At 70.4% G+C, this 646-nt stretch carries 1 protein-coding gene; it reads left to right on the top strand.

The annotated features are described in order from the left end of the window. A partial coding sequence (locus BFF77_RS31905; RefSeq protein WP_169922757.1) for an AAA family ATPase occupies window positions 1–597 on the top strand: 597 nt, incomplete at its 5' end. Window positions 598–646 lie beyond the last annotated feature (49 nt).

The following is a 646-nucleotide window of genomic DNA, read 5'->3' as shown; positions in this document are numbered from 1 at the left end:
GACGAGGTGGAGAAGGCGCACCCGGAGGTCTTCGACATCCTGCTCCAGGTGCTGGACGACGGCAGGCTCACCGACGGCCAGGGGCGGACGGTGGACTTCCGCAACACCATCCTGATCCTGACGTCGAACCTCGGCAGCCAGTACCTCGTCGAGCCGACCACCACCGAGGAGACGAAGAAGCAGCAGGTCCTGGAGGTGGTGAGGACCTCCTTCAAGCCGGAGTTCCTGAACCGTCTGGACGATCTGGTGGTCTTCTCCGCCCTGACGAAGGACGACCTGGCGCATATCGCCAAGCTCCAGATCGACCGTCTGGCCCGCCGCCTCGCCGAGCGCCGCCTCACCCTGGACGTCACCGGGGCGGCCCTGGAATGGCTGGCCCACGAGGGCAACGACCCGGCCTACGGAGCCCGCCCGCTGCGCCGCCTGGTCCAGACGGCCATCGGTGACCGCCTCGCCAAGGAGATCCTCGCGGGCGAGATCACCGACGGCGACACGGTCCGCGTGGACCGCTTCGCCGAGGGCCTGATCGTCGGCGCGGCGACCCCGGACGCCGAGGATCCGGCGGGACCGGCGGAACCGACGGGCAAGACGCTGTAGCCGCCGCTGCTGGTCAGCCGCCGCGGCTCCGAGGCTGCCGACAGGCCCG

The sequence above is a fragment of the Streptomyces lushanensis genome (assembly GCF_001700515.1).
Taxonomy (GTDB): domain Bacteria; phylum Actinomycetota; class Actinomycetes; order Streptomycetales; family Streptomycetaceae; genus Streptomyces; species Streptomyces lushanensis.
The sequence above is the reverse complement of the archived record's forward strand: the minus strand, read 5'-3'. Positions and strand labels throughout refer to the sequence as shown.